This window comes from Pedobacter gandavensis (assembly GCF_032677645.1).
Taxonomy (GTDB): Bacteria; Bacteroidota; Bacteroidia; order Sphingobacteriales; family Sphingobacteriaceae; genus Pedobacter; species Pedobacter gandavensis_A.
Window position 1 is genome coordinate 275,714 of the sequence record NZ_JAVTSB010000003.1, and the last position, 19,914, is coordinate 295,627.

A 19,914-nucleotide genomic window follows, 5' to 3' on the forward strand; every position below is an offset into this window, starting at 1 on the left:
CATGAACATACAAGGAGTAAAAGTAGGAATGTCAGAAATCATGATTATGTTGATGGGATTGATCATCATTTTTTTAATCATCAGGGCATTTATTGTAAAACCAAAAGGCTAAAAAATAGTATTTCCTTCTTCATTAATGATCCGGATCTACCTCTTTTTTCTTTTGGAAGATGTAAATCAGATACACTAAAGCCGGTAAGATAAAAATACTGCCAATCAATAAAGCATAGCCTAAGGAATCTATGGTTTTTGCTTGTCCCTGGTGCGTTAGCAAAGAGAGATTCTCTCCATTTTTCATTAAAAGAATATCAGGAAAATGGCTGTAAGTAGCAGCAAACAAAATCATCGTCACCTGAAAACCTGCCAGTAGCCTGACCAGAACAGTCTTATCTTTGTCTAATATAAAGAACATGACCACTAAAGAAATACTGGCGGCAATGATGGCGATTAACCCCGGCGTATCCCCAAAGATCCAGCTAAACAAAGGTATTTTCTCAAAATAAGCGGCAAGGAAGACCAATGCACCACAAAACATTACGACAAAAATGGTGCTTTTTGCTTTTCTGATAAAATGAAGTCTATCGTTTTCTACCCTAGTCTGACCGATGATAAAGATGGTTGCTAAAAAACCGCAAATGCTGACCGTGAAAATACCAACGGCAACCGAAAACCAGTTCAACCAGCTAAAAACATAGGCAGAAAGAAAATCATTTGCCTGTGGGTCTATCCTTCCAGACACCGCACTCGCTGCAATTATCCCCAGAAAAAATGGAGTGATCAGACTGGAATACACAAAAATCGGCGTATACACTTTCTGCATATCATCCTCTACGGCATCGTAGTTTCTGAATACAAAAGCTGTACCTCTGGCAATAATCCCCAGTAGCATCCCTACCAGCGGGATATGAAGATATATAGATACCGTGGTATATATTTTAGGAAAGCCTACAAAAAGAATCACCACTGCAATAATCAGCCACATGTGATTCGCTTCCCAGATAGGGCCAATCGCTTCATACATGGTTTTCCGGGTTCTATCCTTATTCTTTTCCGAAGTAAACAACTCAATAATACCTGCTCCAAAATCAGCACCGCCTAATAAAATGTAAAGCAGAATAGCGGTCCATAGAAAAGTAATCACAACGTATATCATAATATTAGCTTTTAGGAACTTTGGATGAGGAATCGTAAATTTTACCAACCATGGTAATCTGGCGATACAGCAACAAGATCACAATAACTGCCAGAGAAATATATACCCCTGTAAAGAGGTAAAAAGAATAGGCAATTCCAGGCATCGGGGTAACGGCATCAGCAGTACGCATCACACCATGGATGATCCAGGGTTGTCGGCCAACTTCCGTCACCGTCCAGCCGGCTTCCAAAGCTATAAAGCCCATCGGTGTGGCCAATACAAATAACTTGAGCAACCAATTACTTTTGAGCCAGTTTGTCTTCTTCCATAAAGCAAGAAAATACAACAATGCCAGTCCAACCATAGCCATGCCCAAACCTACCATAATCTGAAAAGCATAATGCGTTACCGCAACCGGAGGCTGGTCTTCCTTAGGAATGCTATCCAGACCTTTCACTTCTCCATTAAAATCACCAGTAGTCATAAAACTAAGCAAACCGGGTATCCTGATGGCATAATCTACTGTTTTCCTCGCCGTATCCGGGATACCTCCAATAATCAGCGGCGCATTTCTTTCGGTATGAAAATGAGCCTCCATAGCAGCCAGTTTTGCCGGCTGACGCTTCGCTACATCTTTTGCGGAGATATCTCCGCTTAAAGGCTGTAAACAGGCTGCAACAGTAGCAAATATAGCGGCGATTTTAAATGCCGTACTGTGGAAAGCGATATTCTTCCCTTTCAGAATCATGAGGGCATGAATACCTGCAACCGCAAATCCGGTAGATACAAATGCAGCTACCGTCATATGTAGGGCCTGAGAAAACCAGGCATCATTAAACATTGCTTTAACCGGGTCTATATTCAGGTATTGCCCGTCTATAAAATCAAATCCAGCCGGGCTGTTCATCCAGGCATTTGCTGCCACCACCAGAATTCCGGATAACAATCCACTAATCCCGACCACTACCCCTGTTGCCCAGTGAAACCAGGGGTTCAGTTTATTCCAACCGTAGAGGTAAAAACCAAGCGCAATTGCTTCAATAAAAAATGCCGTTCCCTCTAAAGAGAAAGGCATTCCAAATATTGGTCCTGCGTGTTCCATAAATTTTGGCCAGAGCAAGCCAAGCTCAAATGACAATACGGTTCCCGAAACAGCCCCTGTAGCAAAGAAAATTGCGACTCCTGCACTCCAGGCTTTTGTGACGTCCCGGTAAACAGTTTTCCCGGTTTTGAGCCAGTAAAAATGTGCCAGCGACATGAAAAATGGCATCACCATGCCTATACAGGCGAAAACAATATGAAAGCCTAAGGAGAAGGCCATCTGAAGGCGGGCAGCTAAAAAATCGTCCATATTAATTTATTAATAAACGGTAATGGATAAAAGGAATCTATGCTTGCTAAGTTAAGCATATTGAGTGTAGAACATACCTTTAACGGATTAATTAAACATACCAGTGTAAAAAACTAACCTGCAAAATCTCCATAGGTTCCAGGCCTTGTTTCACCTCAGCACAACAATAACAAGATTAAACAATAATTAAACAAACACCGCTATATTCTATAATAAAAACCTAAAAACAAAATAATATAATTTTTATTTAATTATTAATTACAATTATCACCATTGTAAGATAATTAAACCTAAGTTAGACTTTCATCAATCCAAATTATATGAACAGAAAGACTACTTCCTTTCCTCGCACACGCCTGCAACCACTTTACCTGGTTGTGCTATGCCTGGTTTTACTCAGCAATGGCTGTCAGAAAAACAAACAGACGCCGGCAAATCCGGCAAAAGACAAAGAAAATGTTAAGGATCCGGAAAAACCTGTTCCGACACCAAAAGTCATGATGGTTCCTTCCCGAATCAGTTCTGCTGAGCTAAATATTGAATTCAAATATGAAGGAGAAACTACGCGGCTTACCGAAATCATTCAATCCGATGGTAACCAGACAAAATTCCTTTACCATCCCGATGGTACTCCTGCAAAATATGAACAGTACAAGAACAACAACATTCAACAGATTATCGATTACAAAACCAATATAGAAGGGCAGATTCACAAGATATTTCTGTTTGATCATAAATACAATACCCAGGGATCACGGACCATTGGTTACGATGAGAAAAAACGGATTAACCAGCTAAAAAAATACGACATCTACAATAAGTTTTCCGAAGAAGAAAGTATCAGCTATGATGACTTAGGAAATGTCATTAGTACTACTGTGACCAATAATAACAAAACAACTACGATGAGCGCTGTTTACGACACAAAAGCAGGAATTTACCAGCACATACCCCATGTTCAATTGTTATTCCTGACACATTTACCACTACAACATCCCAGAATCTTTTTTCCTAAAACTAACCCCTTGCGCATTGATTATCTACCCCTCAATACAAGCGGAAGCACTTATACTTACGAATACAACAGCAATAACTATCCGTCAAGCCTGGTAGTGAAACAAGGAAGCAGTATAAAAACAATGAAAATTACCTACAAAACGATTAAGCCGATTGATTAATTCTCATCGTTTCTTAGGGTTTTTATACTGGCTCCTTACTGGCATATGCCATTTCGTAGGGTCGTTTATACTATTTTCCTGAGTTTCGCTGCCATTTCTTAAGCGCGATGCCCGGAACAGATAATCTGTAGCCTGAAGTATTTTCGCTTTAAGTTTAGGATTATAATCCGGGTGTGCGTTTAAAAAGTCAGTAACTATTTTGGTTGCCTCCTCACTTTGGTAATAGCTAAACGTGGACTGCAACCAGCTTTGAGGGAAAAAGATATCACCGGTAGTTTGGATTTCAGCAAGCATATCCAGGCTCTTAGGCAGGTACGCAACAGAAGTAGCTTGTCTGAGTGGATGATGCAGGTAATACAAAGCAACACCAACGTTGGCTTCTTTTTCCCTGTTGGCTTTTAATTCCAGACTTTTGAAAAAAGCATTACGATCAGCAAGCTCAGAAGAAACCGCTTGCTTAATGAATTCAAAACGTTTCCTGCGGTCTGTATTCTTAATTCTTGCTAATTGTGATTGAAGCAGACTGGAATTATCATCTATTCTTAATGCCAAAGCAAAAGTAAGTGCGGTATAATCGTCTTCTGATAGTATTAAGCCTTTTGGCGCTTGTTGACTCTTCCAGATCAGGACTAACTGATCAGTTGCTGTCTTTGATAAGAAAACATCCTGATAAGCTTTGAAAAGCATTTTCTTATGGTTGGCAAGTGGCTGGTTGAGCATGGCGTTCCATAATAAACTTTCCAGCTTGCTATGGATGGCTAACCTTTCCTCGCTGTTGCTAAACTCCCAGAAAATAGTGCTGATGTAACCAGTCATCAGTTTCAGGTTAAGTTCTTCCTTTTCCTGACCTAGTCTGCTCATTAGGAAATCCAGCAATGCGGTTGGCTTGACCGACCTGCCATTCAACATATTTTCATAAAGAGAGATATAGGCCGAAGCACGATTCAATGGCTGCTCCATTTGATCAAATGCGGAAAACATTGCAGTATCTACAGGCCAGACGCCATAACCTTGTCCTGAAGAATTAAATTGAACAAACAATGGGGCATCCATTCCGATGGCTTCCTTTACTTCCACATCTTTTGCATTCAGATTTACCGTCAATTCTTTAACACTTCCCGGGTAGTACAAACTAACTTCAAAAAGCTGAGGCCAGATTTTGTTGTTTCCGGCTCCTTTTTCCGTTCCTGTCTTCTTGCTATATTCCGGTTTTTGCTGAATGCTAAAACCAGTAATTTTTCCATCCTTTTTTTCCAGCTGGTAATCTATCACCGGTCTACCGCTATCATTTACCCATACTTTATTCCATTGTTGTAAATCTGCCGCTGCATATTTATCCAGGATAGCAATTAAATCAGGCCAGGAAGCGTTACCATTGGCAAACTTCTTAAGGTATTCCCGAACGCCTTGTTGAAACTGCTCTTTTCCCATCATGCGTTCCAGCTGGCGCATCATGATTGGTGCTTTATGATAAATAATATTACCGTAAAGTGTTCCGGCATCTTTTAAATTATCCAGATCCTGACGAATTGGGTTGGCTCCAATACTACGGTCAACGCCATAAGCTGCAGGGAAATGATCTACGAGGAACTTCAAATCAAAGTCGGCCTTACCGGTTATTCCCTCTGTACTTTTATCCGCCATAAAATTGGCAAATACCTCTTTCATCCAGACATCAGTAAACCAATTCATCGTAACGAGATCTCCGAACCAGATATGTGCAGTTTCATGGGCAATCAGATTACTTCTGGAGTTCAACTGATCTTTTGTAGCCCCACCATCTAAAAACAAGGAAGATTCTTTATACTGAATCGCACCTACATGCTCCATTCCGCCGAACTGGAAATCAGGAATCGAAACGAAATCAAATTTCTGAAATGGGTAAGGGATTCCAGTCCAGTTCTCCAGGAACTTTAAGGAATTACCATGAATTTTAAATATTTCATTCAAGCTATGATTTAGCTTCGCCGTATCTGTCTCACGGTAAAGGAAATTTGCATTTAAATGATCCATCTGCGCGTTCATCTTATCAAACTTCCCTGCTGCAAAAGAAAAAAGATAAGTGCTAATGGTATCCGAGGTTTTAAAGCGATAAGTTTTACGGGTATTTGTCAGGCTGGAATCACTCAATTCTGCGTTTGCAATGGCCTTCCAGTCCTGAGGAACTTTTAAAGTCAGCGTATAAACTGCTTTCATATCCGGTTGATCAAAACAAGGAAAAACCGTTCTTGCACGATCCGGAACAAACAGGGTATATAAATAATCGGCATTGCGATTCAGTGCGCCATCACCGGCCTGAAACTCCAGTTTAACCACATTCTTCCCTGATTTCAAATATTGCTGATTGATCAGTAAATGTTCCTTTTCCAGCTGTATTTGAACTGGTACGCCATTAACCGAAAGTCTCTGAATGCGGCTTTGATCTTCTTTAAAATCAAGCTGCAAAGGATATTTTGTAGATTTAAGCTGGAAAGATATCGCTGCTTTTGCTCCGATTCGTTTACCTTTTTCTGCGGGAATATCCAATTCCATCTGGTAATGAACATCCGAAATATTTGCCTTTCTATAATTGGCCAGACTGCGGGAAACCCCGGTCTCCAGCCCTGGATCAGGAACTGATTTTAGACTGGTACAAGATAGAAAAACGGAAGCAACTACAGGAAAAAGGTAACGTACATTAAGCATTTGGCTAATTTAGGAATGATTCTCTAATTTCTTCGTCATAATTTCCTCCGCGCTCCTGACTGATACTTAATTAATAGAAAATAATCATTCTTTAGTGTAAATTAGAAACAAAAAACTTAATCAAATGAAGACAACATTAAAGACCCTGATGATCCTCGCCCTTGCGGTTTCATTAAACACAGAACTTCAGGCTCAAGGTATAAAAATACCACAAGCGAGTTCTGCTCAAACCATCACGCAGAGTTTTGGATTGGGTAAAGTCAGCGTTTCTTATTCCCGTCCAAACCTAAAAGGACGTAAAGTTTTTGGCGAAATGGAACCATTCGACAAAGTTTGGCGTACAGGAGCAAATTCAGCAACCTCAATTACCTTTAGCGATCCGGTAAAAGTTGGTGGAGTAGATCTTCCGGCAGGTACTTACGGCTTATTTACCATTCCTGGTAAAACTGAATGGACCGTGATTTTCAATAAAGACTCGAAACAATGGGGTGCTTATGAATACAAGGAAACGGAAGATGTACTGCGCATCAAAGTGAAACCTGTTAAACTAAAAGAGAAAGTAGAAACCTTTACCATCCAATTTGCTAATGTATACCCTACTACCGCTCAATTGCAATTGTCATGGGAAAACACAGGATTAAACATCGACCTGACCACAGAAGTGGATGCTCAGGTAATGGCCAGCATTGAAGAAGCCATGAAAGGTGATAAAAAACCTTATTTCGCAGCAGCACAATACTACTTCGAAAATGGAAAAGACCTGAAAAAAGCATTAGAATGGGTTAATGCTGCGGAAGCTGCAGATCCAAAAGCACCATGGGTAAGGTTATGGAAAGGCCGTATTCAATTGAAAATGGGCGATAAAGCCGGAGCAATCGCCTCTGCTGAAGCAGGAATCAAACTAGCTACTGAAGCAAAAGTTGATGAATATGTAAGACTAAACAGCGCATTGCTTGCGGAAGCAAAAAAATAATAATCGGTTCGTCAGAACAGACTAAATAAAAGAACTTTTGCACCTTAATGGAAAAGCTTTTTAAATAGAAACAGGCTGATCATCAATTTATGATCAGCCTGTTTCTATTTGTACCTGTTTTATTCCTATGCCGTTACAGGGCTACTTTCTCCGGTAGTTTTTTATCCTTAATAAACTGCTGAATGATAATGGCCAAAACCACAACCAGCATACAGCCAATCACATTGAGCCACAAATAAGCTACCCATTTTTGTTGCCCAATAAATACCACCGCCGTTTCAGCCATCACTGCAGCGAGAAATACGGCTTTTCCATTGACATGTTTGATGTAAAAAGCCACCAGGAACACCCCTAAAATAGTTCCATAAATGTAAGAACCCAGGATATTAACTGCTTCCAGTAAATTCCCGATTTTACTTGCATACAGGGCCATAATGATACAAATCACGCCCCAGAACACTGTTGCCCATCTGGAAGCCTGCAAATATTCATGATCTGATCCATCTTTACGAATCAGGCGTTTATAGATATCTATCACTGTTGTGGAGGCTAAAGAATTTAATGCACTTGCTGTAGATCCCATAGAAGCTAAAAATATGATGGCGATCAGCAACCCAATCAAGCCCTTCGGCAGGTACTTCGTCACAAAACTCAGGAAAATATAATTGTTATCATTCACATCTGCCTTTGCGTCATTCTTAGTCATTAAGGTCGTTACTTCCTTCCTGATCGACTTCCCTTTTTCATCCGCACGCTGTAATTCAGCCCTGTAAAGGTCTATTTTCGCTTTATTATCCTGATCTAAAGCCTGGTTCATCTGATCCACCACTTTTTGTTTCTCTACAAATGCCTGATCATAGTCAGCTTTCAACTTGTTCAGCTCCGGTACATATTTACTGTTCTCAAGCTTATTCAATTCAAAGCTGTTAAAGAAAATAGGTGGCCTGTTGTACTGGTAAAAAGTAAACACAAGCACACCGATTAAAAGAATCAGAAACTGCATCGGGATTTTCACAAGACCATTCATCAACAAGCCAAGGCGACTTTGGTTAACAGATGCTCCTGATAAATACCGTCCCACCTGACTCTGATCCGTTCCAAAATAGGAAAGCTGCAAAAAGAATCCGCCAATCAAACCGGACCAAACCGTATAAGGATTGTTAAAGTCGAACGTAAAATCAATGGCATTGGTTCTTCCCATTTTCCCGGCAATGCTGAGGGCTTTCCCAAAACCAATATCTCCTGGTAGTAAATGAACCACCATGATTCCTGCGGCAAATAGCCCACAAAAGATAATGCTCATTTGTAACATCTGAGTATAAGATACGGCCTTTGTACCTCCATAAACCGTATAAAACACCACCAGACTCCCGATAAATAAAGTAGTATAGGTGGTATTGATATCCAAAATGGTGGAAAGAATAATTGATGGTGCATAAATGGTAATTCCAGTAGATAAACCCCGCTGAATCAGGAATAAAAAGGCAGTCAAGGCCCTGGTATTTAAGTCAAATCGCTGTTCCAGATACTCATAGGCGGTATAAACCTTTAACCTGTGGTAAATTGGCACAAAGGTGATACACAAGACAATCATCGCCAATGGCAGTCCAAAATAAAACTGTACGAAGCTCATTCCAGAGGAATAGGCCAGTCCCGGAGCCGATAAAAAGGTAATGGCACTGGCTTGCGTGGCCATTACAGAAAGACAAACCTGGTACCAGGGTAAACTCTGGTTGCCCAACAAGTATCCATCAATATTTTTTGTCCCCCGGCTTTTGTAAATGCCATAGACCACAATCACAACCAGGGTAACAATTAATACGGCCCAATCTACTTTACTCATTGGAAATATTTAGTAAACGCATAAAATATTAAGATTAAAAAGATGAGCCAGCCGATGAGGAACCTATAAAATACCCGGTAGTTATCCATTATTTTTTGTTTGAAAGCAAGTTTATAAATAGTCGGTATGCCCCGGTTACACCCGCAGGCAATTGCCTGAAAAACGATAAGGAAGTGTAAACAAATTTCCCCTTACCATAGTCTGCCACCAACAGGGAACCCTTTTTCTCTGTATCGCCAGTATCATGCATCCCTAGTATAGGCGTATATTTTGGGTCAACATCTACCGCAAAGTACAACCCTCTTTCCTGCACCCAGCCTTCAAAATCTTTCTGACTGATCTTATTCGGATAGTTTAATGCCGGATGATTTGGTGCCAGCAACTGAACCGCAGCATCCTCCTCTGTTACCCGCTCATTTGCTAAACGGAAAGGATAAGGCCCGATATTGGTCAGTTTTAAAGGTGCATTTACGTTGTATTGCAATAACAAAACACCACCATTTTCTACATACTTCATCAGCTTAGGCTGCATCGCAGTGATCTGGTTGCTGATATTATACAAACGAACACCGGTTACAATGGCATCAAAGCCAGAAAGGTCCATATTTAAAACCTGTTGTTCCGAAAGCGATGTGACCTCAAAGCCAATCTGTTTTAATGATTCCGGGATCAGATCACCAGCACCTGGAATGTAAGCGATTTTTTTACCGGCAAACTTAAAATCTGACTGGTCAACCTTTGCTGAAGCCAGTGGAAATAAAGTCTGCACAGGAATATGGTCATAATTCAGAACCCGCAAGCCCTGATGAAAAGTTTTACCGTTTACATTGACATTCAAAACCATATCACCTGGTTTCGCATTAGCGCCCGGACTCAATTTGAAAGTCAGTATTTCCTGAGATCCCTTTTTACTGAGTTTAAAATCCAGTTGCTGCGGACTCATCAGCCATCCTGATGGTAAATCTGCTGTCAATGTTCCAGAAACCTCGTCCCGAAAACTTTTCAGGGCCACCGTAATCGTTTTACTTTCCTTACCATTGAAAAGAAAAGCATTTTCCTGGAAAGTTGCGGTAACCGGAGGAGCTATCACCAAAGGTTGATATACCTCTCCCCTTACCGGATCTGTGGATTTATAAACGATAGGAATCTTTCTCACGATCACCTGATCACCGATTTTAATATGAAACACCCCATTTACTAATGCTGGATTTTCCGGAAGTCCGATTAAGGATAAATCTTCTACCGTATAACTTCCCGAGTCATGTTTCTTTTCCAGCCAGTAGGGCTGTGTAATCCGGGAATCAGAGCCAAATACCTTACGATCCAACATGACCATTTGATTTGGCAATAAGGAAACACTGGTTCCGGTACTTTCTTCTTCTACTAAAATGGGATAAGGGAAATCATTTCCAGCTCTGGCAATGGCCTGAATTTTAACCGGAATAGAATCATTAATTGCATACGAAGGGCTCTGTGCGGCTACTTCCAGCCATATTCCGGAGCAGGCAAGAATCAGCTGATCCAGTAAATCATGCTTAAAATCTTTGTCCTTCACCATTTGTCTTAATTTCAACAGATCCGGAACGGAAGCTGCTGGATTGGAGACCTGGTAGCCGCTGTTAATGGCAGCAAGTAATTTTTGAATTTCTTTAGTTCCAGGGGTTCTGTTGAGTGTAAAATCCAATCCTTCGAACAGGTCAGATTTTGCAGGTTCACCGGCAACAGCAGTAAAATATTCTAAGGAAGCACCGCGTTGTTTAGCGGAGCCAAAGCCCTGACTTTTATGGTTAGACCTGCTATCCGCAGCAATTTCGCCATAACTTTTACCCAATAGCGCGTTATATAAACCGACGTCTATTTTCAATTGATCTTCGGCCGTGGTGTTCAGTCCGCCAAAATTATAGGTATTCCAAACAATCCTTTTGGCTTTCCATGGTTTCACAAAAGCCAGTTGTTCTGGAAATTGTTTCGGATCTGCAGCAGCCACAAATGCCTCCCTGGCAAGGATTGCGGAGCCAGAATGATGCCCATGTCCGGCACGTCCATCTTCCGGAAACCGGGTAATGATCACATCAGGTTGAAACTTTCGGATCACCCAGACTACATCAGCAAGAATTTTTGTTTTATCCCAGATCTTGAAACTTTCTTCCGGGGTTTTAGAGAAGCCAAAATCATTGGCTCTGGTAAAGAACTGTTCTGCACCATCCATTCTTCTGGCGGCCAGCAGTTCCTGTGTACGAATCAGGCCAAGAAGCTCGCCCTGTTCATTACCAATCAGGTTTTGTCCGCCATCTCCTCTGGTTAAAGAAAGATATCCGGTTCTCACTTTCTTTTCTTTTGCCAGATAAGCCAGTAAGCGTGTATTTTCATCATCCGGATGTGCTGCAATGTATAAAACACTACCAGTCACATTTAGTCCTTCCAGACCTTGCTTAATTTCTGCAGCATTGAGCTGCGGAGCAGATTGAGCTTTTAAATAAAATGGAAGAACAAATGGTATTAAAAACAAATATTGACGAAGGTTCATAAACAGATCTTAATATCCGAATGTAAATAAAACATCCCCAATCTGAAACTTAATTTCGTCAATATTTGTAACAACGTTGTAAAAGAAAAGGGATCTTATAGCAAGATTTTGCTACTCACCTCTTTATCGATGGTGATAAAACCAGGATACTTAACCAGTTGACCGGCAACTTTAAAACTCGGTCTGATCTTTAAAGTAAGTATTCCCTTTTTCTCCCCACCGTTTTTATTTCCTTTAATAAATTCGGTAATCTCACCCATCACTTTGCTATTCGTTACAAAAGGATAAATGTTCGCCACCATGTCTACCGGTACAATCGTCGATTTACCACCTTCTACCCTTACTTCCTGATTGACAAAACCGGAAGCTATTTCTGCTTTGTTAATTAAGATTTTGTATTCAAATTCATTAATCGCCGCAGTATTGGACGTAGGGTTGCTGATTTCAAGATTTAATCGTGCTTTTAAAGGAACATCCTTTCTTAGTAATCCAAGTGCTAAACCCGGCAAACTACCTAAATTAAGGTCCTGGCCATTCATCAGTCGCTTCACATCCGTACCTCCAAGGGAGATCTGATCAGCAGAAACTACTTTATAAGTGCATTTCTCCAATGCCTTTATTTGCTGTTTGCTGACACTACAGCTTTGGATAATAATCGCCGTTAGGCAAAGGATAAGGATCTTTTTCATGGTATATTCTTTTTCTATCTGTGTGATCTGACTATAACGGATTATTCTGCCGATTGATATACGGAGCCTTGATACAAAAATAATGCCCTTAACGTCTTCTCTTAGTCAGGTTACGACTAATCAAACGATCCAGGCTATACTTTCCTGCTCCAGAAACCAAAAGAAAGACATAAACCAGTAAATAATGACAAGCCAATTCTTTTTTATCGAAAGGATCTACTGCATGCACCATAAATATGGCAATCAACATCGTCACGATCAAAGGAAGTAGGGCGAATCTGGTTCCCAGTCCAAATAGGAGAAAGATAGAACAGAAAAACTCTGCAAAAACAGCCAATGCTAAGGAAGCGGTTGTTCCAATTCCAAAAAGATCCATAAACTGAATAGGCTCTCCGGAAGTTAAGTATTGTAGTTTTGGATAACCATGAACGATCATCAGTGCTGCGATGCTCACACGAAGTACCAGCAACATAAAGTGCATTCCTTCCTGATTAAAATTAGTGTTGAATAGTTTTTTCATTGCTATAGCTGGTGTTTGTACAGGTTAAATATGGATTAAAATTAACAATTACTTCCTGTTTATGGAGATGATGAAGCCAGAAATTGCATCCTGAAGGATCATTTTCTTCGAAGCATCAGGTTTTCCTTCCTTTTGAATCATTTGAATAGAAACTAAACCATGAAGGATGGACAGGTAAGTATGGTATTTTAAGAAATAATCAGTTTCAGGATGGTTGCTCTCTTCGATTGCTGCTTTAATGGTAGAAATCATGATGCTGGTGGCATATTTCAGCTCTTCGATTTCGTTTACACGATCACAAGCTGGAATTCCCAGACCAAACATCAATTGATAATATTCTTTATGGTCAAATGCGAAGTCCCAGTAAGCATGTGCCATGGCTTCCAGCTGCTCTGCAGGAACCGTATATTGGTCTTTAACCAATTGCAATGTATCTGCCAGTTTCTGAAAACCTTCTTTGGTGAACTCTAAGAGAATGGCCTCTTTATTTTCGAAGTGGTTATAAATGACCGGAATGCTGTACTCAATCGCATCCGCAATCTTGCGGATCGATAAAGACTGCCAACCATCAGAAATGACTTGTTGCCATGCTGCTTCCAGAATACTTGCTCTGAATTCTTCCTTCTGTCTTATTTTACGCTCTGCAATTCCCATATCATCTATACTTTTGTTAACACCGTTAACAAAAGTAATGGGTAAATTATATTTACAAAACTCTTTGCGCTATTCTGACTTAATTACAACAAATAATAGCTTAAAGCGCTGGTTACTTAAACTAAGATCAGCCTGAATGTTAAATTTATCCTCGGTTCGGTCACCTTAATGGTTTTTGGCAAACGATGTTCCCAATAATGTTGCGTTTCCCCTTTCATGATGAGTACGCTTCCATGGCTCAGGTCTATAGAAATGATCGGGAGTTTCTCTTTGTATCTTCTGAATTGAAAAATCCTATGAGCACCAAAACTCACTGAAGCTATGAAAGGGTATTTCCCCAGACTCTTTTCATTGTCTCTGTGCCAACCCATACTATCGCTGCCATCCCGGTAATGATTGAGCAAACACACATTAAATTTCACCTGATAATGCGCTTCAATCCGGTTTTTAACCGCCATTAAGGCATCCGTCCAGGGTAAAGCAGTCATGGTGATTCCGGAATAACTGTAGCTCAGATCCGGGTCTCCATAAAAAGCAGTAAATCTGGGTTGCAAAACAGTTTTACCAAAAATCTGAATAGGCTCCTGTTTCCAGGCTATACCGACAGTCAGTTGTTCAAAAAAGTCATTACTTTCTTCTTCCGTAAAAAAACCGGGAAGGAACAATGCTTCTCCGGGAATGGGAAGCAGGTTAACATGGTCTCCGTACATCAAGTTTGTTATCAAAATGATAATTAATTGAAAAGCTGCTGCTCTTCGGTATAATAGGTTTTTCTAGCTCCTTTTTTTTCAATGAGAATCGTTGCACCACCAGGACTTTTCTCTTTTTGCTGGGTATGTACTTTTAGAAAATCCCTGAATTCCCCGGTGATACTACCTGGATGGGCCTTTCTGATTTCTTTTACCGCATCGGTCAGCACCTCTTTTATCGCATCATGCAAATCCTTAATCTTTTCTTCAGGAATCTTTCCGGCGATAGAAAAAGGAGAAATCCCTGCCTTCCATAAGATCTCATCGGCATACGCATTTCCTATTCCACGAATCTGATGCTGATCGAGGAGAATCCCTTTGATTGCTGCCTTTTTACCCTTTAAATGTTCGCTTAAAAATGCCACAGTTACGCTTTTATCTAAAGCATCTGGCGCTGCTACGGCTCCCGGGTTTAATGTTGCTGCGGCGATCTTTTGTGGATCTGACATCACCAGGCCTATATCTCCCTCAAAATAGAGTTCTATAACAGGGTATTTAATCGCGTGAATTTCTTCAAAGAAATGCAATTGTCCACGCAACATGAGGTGCAGGCCCAGCACATCCTTTTCAAAATTAAAATGAAGTTCTTTTCCCGAGCGGGTCACCGATTTTAACACTTGTCCGGATAACACATTCCGCAGCTCTTCCGCAGTAACATTCAGTTTTTTATCATTAGGTACTTGCAGTGTACTTAATTTTTTACCGGCAAAGGTTTCATTAAGGTTGGCACTAAATACTTCTAAATCTGGTAATTCTGGCATAATAAAGAGTTCAAAAATGAAATTACATTTATTGGGAGTAAAACAATTAAAACTGCTGATAGTTTGCCTTTACTCCTGTTTACTGTCTCTTAACCTTAAAAACGCCTTTACAATAATTTGTGCAGTCTCACATATTGCAATAGCATAATAGTTTTTGCGTCTTTAATCTCTCCGCTTTCCATCATTTTCATGGCTTCTTCTATACCCATTTCCAATACCTCAATATTTTCTTCTTCATGCTCTAGTCCACCACCTTCATTCACTTTCATCGACTGATTATACTCTGCCACAAAGAAGTATAGGATTTCTGTCACAGAACCAGGTGACATATATGCTTCAAAAACCTTTTTCACCTCTGTAATCTGGTAACCGGTTTCTTCTTCTGTTTCTCTTTTGATACAATCTTCCGGGTTATCTGTATCCAGTAAACCAGCACAAGCTTCGATTAGCATTCCGGATTCATTACCATTTAAAAAAGTAGGGAGGCGAAATTGTCTGGTCAGGATCACCTTACGCAGTTCCTGATTGTAAAGCAGAATTACAGCACCATTACCCCTGTCGTAAGCTTCTCTGCTTTGTACCTGTTTGCTGCCATCTTTTTTCAGGTACTCATAAGTTATTTTTCGCAGGGTATACCAATTGTTGGAAAGCACTTCTGTTTCCAGGATTTTCACATCATTAATCATCGCTAAATTGTAATTAGGGTAAGCCCAAATCTACATCTTTCAGGCCATCACCGGATTGCCAAGAATGGGTAATTTTGCAAATTTCAGTACTTCTATACTGGGGTAACCAAAATCCGAAACCACCTTCCCCAGAATCAAATAACAACCTGTGCCTCTAAAGGGATAAACAGGGGTACTTGTCGGAAAATGAGTGGTATCAAAGAAATTTCCTGCGGTATCCAGAAAAGTTCCGAACCACATCTTTTTATTGTTTTTCATGTAAACCGTCTTCTCACAGACATACTGTCCCACCATTTTCACTGTTTCCCCCAGATGCCGGGTTAAGTCTGCAGTACAAAGATCCCCACGATAAGAAGTCTGCAACAGATCAAACATCGACAGGCTGACTGGAAAGCCCAATAATTCCAACTCATGGTAGGCATCTTCCAGGCGGGTGTTCAGCAGCTCAGGAAGTTCATAATGTTTCGCGGCTACCTCAAACAACTCTGCGCGCTGCACTTGTTTCGTCTTACCTCCTAAAAGCAGATGCAACTCCCAAAGCAATACTTTTTTACTCTTAGCAGTAAAGCGCAAAGCGCCTACGCGGATCAGAATAACGGCTTGTTCGAGCCCTATGCCGGTGCGTTTCAGTAAATCTTCCATTCCGGTATAATCCCCGTTCCGTTTTCTCTCTTCGGGGATTAATGCGATGAACTTATTTTCGAGCCCCTGAATACCGATAAAACCAAGATATGCCGCAATTCCTTTGATCGAAACCGCTTCTAAACTATGATTTACACAAGGCAGATTAATTTCTGCGCCTGCCCTTTTCAGTTCATGAACATATAGCCAGCGAGAATAAAATCCGCCATAATTATTGAGTACGCCCACCATAAACTCTCTGGGGAAATACGTTTTTAAGTACAGACTCTGATAACTTTCTACGGCAAAACTTGCAGAATGCGCTTTAGAAAAACTGTAGCCGGCAAAAGAAGATACCTGTCGCCAGACCTCTTTAGTGACCTCCTCGGCTCTCCCCAGCGCTTTAGAACCCTCCATAAACTTCTCTACCAGCTTATCAAATTCCGTTCTGGAGCGATATTTCCCACTCATTCCTCTTCTCAGAATATCGGCATCCGTCCCATCCATTCCGGCATAATGAATACAAACCTTAATCACATCTTCCTGATACACCATCACGCCAAACGTATCGCCAAGCGTCTCCTCCATCACAGGGTGCAGATATTTCACATTTTTAGGATCATGATAACTCTGGATATATGTTTTCATCATACCCGATTTTGCCACTCCAGGGCGGATGATGGAGCTTGCCGCCACCAGGGTCAGGTAATTTTCGCAGCGCAGCTTACTTAGCAACTGCCGCATTGCGGGCGATTCTATATAAAAACAGCCAATGGTATTTCCAGTTTGTAAACGCGCATTGAGCTTCGGATCTTCCATAAAGGTTTTCACCTGATGCACATCGATTTTACGTTGCAGGTTTTCTTCCACCAAACGAACCGCCTCTTTAATGTGACCTATCCCCCGCTGACTCAGAATATCATACTTATCAAAACCGATTTTTTCCGCCTCATACATATCCCACTGCACCGTAGGCATCCCTTTCGGCGGTAAATCCAATGCCGTATAATAGGTAATAGGTTCTTCCGAAATGAGCACCCCTCCGGCATGAATAGAGCGCTGATTTGGCATATCTGCCATCATCGCATAAGCAGCCATAATCTTTTTAAAAGTAGGATGATCCTGATTAGCGACCATCTGTGTGCGGTCGGTAAAACTATCAATCTCTGCTTTTGGTAACCCCATTACCTTTCCGATTTCCCGGATGATACTGCGGTCTTTGAAGGTAGACATCGTGCCCAGCAGTGCCGTATGCGCCTTCCCATACCGTTTAAAGATATAATCCTGCACATCCTCCCTTTCATCCCAGGAATAATCAATGTCAAAATCAGGAGGAGAGCTCCGTTGCGCATTGAGGAATCGTTCAAAATAAAGATCCAGTTCAATCGGATCCACATCGGTAATCCGCAGACAATAGGCCACCGTACTATTGGCACCGGAACCACGGCCTACATGGTAATACCCTTTCGCCATAGAATAGCGGATAATGTCCCAGGTAATCAGGAAATAAGCACAAAAATCGAGGTCGTCAATTACTTTGAGTTCTTCCTTTACCTTATTCAGTGCGGCCCGGTTATTTTTACCGTAGCGGAATACCAGGCCCTCCATGGCCAGCTTATAAAGCAAAGCCTTATCATCGTCCTTTCTCCCGGTAAAAGTCCTCCTGTTGAGGTTAATCCGCCCTTTCGGGTAATCCATCACGCAGGTATTCATCAGATTCCGGGTATTATCGAGGATAAAAGCATACTTATTAAAGCGACTTTCCAACTCCCCCGGAGCAAGAAACATATCTGTATTTCTACATTTATCATCGGGCTCTACCATGGTTAGCAAAGCATTGAGGTCTATTCCGCGGAGGTATTCATGCAGGCGGTAACCTAATTTATCAGCAACAAATACCGGTTGCAGGGCCAGTAATTTATCTTTTATCGCCGACAAATCCTGCTGGTATAACTGCGAAAGTTCATCGAAATGAATGCCCAGGTATTCTCTGGTTTTTAACGGTTCCGCATAACCAAAGGGGTAAATCAGATAAGCGTCCTGCATTTCCGGGGCCGTATCCGGTAGCGCTTTTTGCTCCAGGTTATGCTCCGTCAGAAAATCATTCAGCTCCTTCATCCCCTCTTTATTTTTGGCAATGCCGATATAAAGCAGCTTTTTATTCCTCCTGAATTCTATCCCTCCAATCGGTTTAATCCCTTTTTCATCGCAGGCACGCATAAATTCCATTAGGCCCGTAGAATTGTTGATGTCTGTGAGTACCATCTGGGTGATACCAAATGCCTGGGCCTCCTCCATCAATTTAGGAATAGACATGGTGCCATAACGCAGGCTATACTGAGAATGTACGTTCAGATACATGGCCTATAAATCTATGTTTAAGGTAGAAGCCAGTTTGATGGATTTATCTCCAAAACGGTTCCTGATCTTGTCTAATGCCTGATACAGGTTGTATTGCTCCTGAGATTCGCTGTATAAATCGATCTGTTCATGTCCGGTAACCAGATTGGAAAGTCGTACCCCAACCAACCGCAGCAGCATCCGCTTCTGATATACCTGACGGAACAATTCCTTTGCTTTCAGGATCAGCACGCTATCTAAAGCGGTATAAGAAATGGTGGCTTGTTTGGTTACATCTTCGAAATTCGCATAGCGAATGGTGACGGTAATACAGGCCGTCAGCTTTTTCTTCTGGCGAAGATCGAAAGCCAGGTCCATCACCATCGAGGTGATCAGGTTATTGATGGTATCCACATCAATCGTATCCGCTTTAAAGGTACATTGTGTCCCAATACTCTTTTGCTCCTGATAAGGGATCACCGGAGAATTATCAATTCCTTTTGCCTTTTGCAGTAGCAACAACCCATTCTTCCCTAAAATACTATTCATTTGATCGGGGTGAATCTGCGTCAGCGTATGGATCTTTTTAATCCCCATATCACTCAGCTTCAGAAAGGTTTTTTCCCCGAGTCCGGGGATTTTCCTAATGGATAAAGGGTTCAGAAAATCCTGCACTTCCAGCTGTTTTACATTTAGTTCCCCATTTGGCTTACATTCATTGGTGGCCATTTTAGAGACTGTTTTATTAATCGATAAGCCAAAAGAAATGGGCAATCCGGTTTCTTTAATCACCGTTTTGCGCAGTTCATGGGCATATTGAAGTGTCCCATGAAAGCGGTCCATTCCCGTCATGTCGATATAATGTTCGTCTATACTTGCTTTTTCTATTAAAGGGACACGTGACCTTAAAATCTCGGTAATTTCAAAAGAGGCTTCGGAATAAGCATCCATATTCCCCCTTACAAATATCGCATGAGGGCAAAGCATTTTTGCCATCCGGGAACTCATCGCGGCATGTACCCCAAACTTTCTGGCTTCGTAACTACAGGAAGCTACCACTCCCCGATCCGAGGTTCCGCCAATAATAACAGGTTTTCCAATTAAACCGGGGTCTTTTCGAACTTCTACAGACACGAAAAAGGCATCCTGATCCATGTGGATGATGTGCTTATTTGAAGTCATGAAATATTTTTTAGGTAACC

15 protein-coding genes are annotated in these 19,914 nt (G+C 41.2%); 2 read left to right on the forward strand and 13 right to left on the reverse strand.

Going from position 1 to position 19,914, the window contains the following annotated elements; translation table 11 throughout:
* Nucleotides 1-133 precede the first annotated feature (133 nt).
* Both R2Q66_RS07005 and R2Q66_RS07010 read right to left on the reverse strand, forming a co-directional pair.
* Nucleotides 134-1,153 (reverse strand): cytochrome d ubiquinol oxidase subunit II, encoded by a 1,020-nt coding sequence (locus R2Q66_RS07005; RefSeq protein WP_316747297.1) that lies wholly within the window; start codon nucleotides 1,151-1,153, stop codon nucleotides 134-136.
* A gap of 4 nt (nucleotides 1,154-1,157) precedes the next feature.
* Nucleotides 1,158-2,486 carry a cytochrome ubiquinol oxidase subunit I gene (locus tag R2Q66_RS07010; RefSeq protein WP_316747298.1) on the reverse strand — a complete coding sequence of 443 codons (1,329 nt, stop codon included), beginning with the start codon at nucleotides 2,484-2,486 and terminating at the stop codon, nucleotides 1,158-1,160.
* Between the two features lie 320 nt (nucleotides 2,487-2,806).
* On the opposite strand from R2Q66_RS07010, the gene R2Q66_RS07015 reads away from it, so the two are divergent.
* A complete protein-coding gene (locus tag R2Q66_RS07015) occupies nucleotides 2,807-3,664 on the forward strand; it encodes a hypothetical protein (RefSeq protein WP_316747299.1) in 858 nt (285 codons plus the stop codon).
* A 3-nt stretch (nucleotides 3,665-3,667) separates the two neighbouring features.
* Here the strand turns inward: R2Q66_RS07015 and R2Q66_RS07020 are convergent, their stop codons facing one another.
* Nucleotides 3,668-6,349 carry a M1 family aminopeptidase gene (locus R2Q66_RS07020; protein WP_316747300.1) on the reverse strand — a complete coding sequence of 894 codons (2,682 nt, stop codon included), beginning with the start codon at nucleotides 6,347-6,349 and terminating at the stop codon, nucleotides 3,668-3,670.
* 124 nt (nucleotides 6,350-6,473) lie between these two features.
* Here R2Q66_RS07020 and R2Q66_RS07025 point away from each other — a divergent pair, with 124 nt between their 5' ends.
* Entirely contained in the window at nucleotides 6,474-7,322 is an 849-nt protein-coding gene (locus R2Q66_RS07025; protein ID WP_316747301.1) for a DUF2911 domain-containing protein, read from the forward strand.
* A 133-nt stretch (nucleotides 7,323-7,455) separates the two neighbouring features.
* On the opposite strand, the gene R2Q66_RS07030 is transcribed toward R2Q66_RS07025, so the two are convergent.
* The 10 genes from R2Q66_RS07030 to dinB all read right to left on the reverse strand — a co-directional run bounded on the left by R2Q66_RS07030 (nucleotide 7,456) and on the right by dinB (nucleotide 19,894).
* Nucleotides 7,456-9,165: a sodium:solute symporter gene (locus R2Q66_RS07030; protein ID WP_316747302.1), complete on the reverse strand. Its 1,710-nt coding sequence runs from the start codon at nucleotides 9,163-9,165 to the stop codon at nucleotides 7,456-7,458.
* An 88-nt stretch (nucleotides 9,166-9,253) separates the two neighbouring features.
* The gene (locus R2Q66_RS07035) at nucleotides 9,254-11,692 is read right to left on the reverse strand and encodes a PIG-L family deacetylase (protein WP_316747303.1); all 2,439 of its coding nucleotides are present in this window, start codon (nucleotides 11,690-11,692) and stop codon (nucleotides 9,254-9,256) included.
* 95 nt (nucleotides 11,693-11,787) lie between these two features.
* Entirely contained in the window at nucleotides 11,788-12,381 is a 594-nt protein-coding gene (locus R2Q66_RS07040) for a hypothetical protein (RefSeq protein WP_316747304.1), read from the reverse strand.
* An 88-nt stretch (nucleotides 12,382-12,469) separates the two neighbouring features.
* Entirely contained in the window at nucleotides 12,470-12,901 is a 432-nt protein-coding gene (locus R2Q66_RS07045; RefSeq protein ID WP_316747305.1) for a DoxX family protein, read from the reverse strand.
* 48 nt (nucleotides 12,902-12,949) lie between these two features.
* Entirely contained in the window at nucleotides 12,950-13,555 is a 606-nt protein-coding gene (locus R2Q66_RS07050) for a TetR/AcrR family transcriptional regulator (protein ID WP_316747306.1), read from the reverse strand.
* A gap of 116 nt (nucleotides 13,556-13,671) precedes the next feature.
* Entirely contained in the window at nucleotides 13,672-14,265 is a 594-nt protein-coding gene (locus R2Q66_RS07055) for an alpha-ketoglutarate-dependent dioxygenase AlkB (protein ID WP_316747307.1), read from the reverse strand.
* Between the two features lie 23 nt (nucleotides 14,266-14,288).
* Nucleotides 14,289-15,065, reverse strand: a complete 777-nt coding sequence (locus R2Q66_RS07060) for an Fpg/Nei family DNA glycosylase (protein ID WP_316747308.1) — start codon at nucleotides 15,063-15,065, stop codon at nucleotides 14,289-14,291.
* A gap of 107 nt (nucleotides 15,066-15,172) precedes the next feature.
* Nucleotides 15,173-15,751: a GDP-mannose pyrophosphatase NudK gene (gene nudK / locus R2Q66_RS07065; protein WP_316747309.1), complete on the reverse strand. Its 579-nt coding sequence runs from the start codon at nucleotides 15,749-15,751 to the stop codon at nucleotides 15,173-15,175.
* 39 nt (nucleotides 15,752-15,790) lie between these two features.
* Nucleotides 15,791-18,733: a DNA polymerase III subunit alpha gene (gene dnaE, locus R2Q66_RS07070; protein ID WP_316747310.1), complete on the reverse strand. Its 2,943-nt coding sequence runs from the start codon at nucleotides 18,731-18,733 to the stop codon at nucleotides 15,791-15,793.
* A 3-nt stretch (nucleotides 18,734-18,736) separates the two neighbouring features.
* Nucleotides 18,737-19,894 (reverse strand): DNA polymerase IV, encoded by a 1,158-nt coding sequence (gene dinB, locus R2Q66_RS07075; RefSeq protein ID WP_316747311.1) that lies wholly within the window; start codon nucleotides 19,892-19,894, stop codon nucleotides 18,737-18,739.
* Nucleotides 19,895-19,914: the final 20 nt, after the last annotated feature.